Origin of the sequence: Psychrobacter sp. TB20-MNA-CIBAN-0197 (genome assembly GCF_040309765.1) — a bacterium.
GTDB lineage: Bacteria > Pseudomonadota > Gammaproteobacteria > Pseudomonadales > Moraxellaceae > Psychrobacter > Psychrobacter submarinus.
The window spans coordinates 1-272 of record NZ_JBEOPC010000594.1; the positions used below are offsets into that span (position 1 = coordinate 1).

1 protein-coding gene is annotated in these 272 nt (G+C 65.1%); it reads right to left on the bottom strand.

From position 1 onward, the window contains the following. On the bottom strand, window positions 1–272 hold a 272-nt coding region (locus AAEY83_RS15120), incomplete at both ends, for a hypothetical protein (protein WP_351060192.1).

Genomic DNA, 272 nt, shown 5'->3' on the forward strand with positions numbered 1-272 from the left:
CACCTGCCCCGCTCGCGCAGCAATGTTCGATCAGGCGTTGCAGTTCGCGGCGATAGGCCTCGGCCAACGCCTCGATGGTCTCGGCGCGGTACATGCCGCTGCCGAAGGTCCAGGTCAGTTCCAGCTCACCGCCGAGAACCTGTCCGTCGACGCTCAGCCAATTGCCCAGCGGCGCTTGCCCATCCTGATTGGCGCCGGTGCTGTCAGCGCTTGGCAGGAACAACGCGCCTTGCTCGGCACTGAACGCGCCGTCGAACTGACCGAGGTAATTG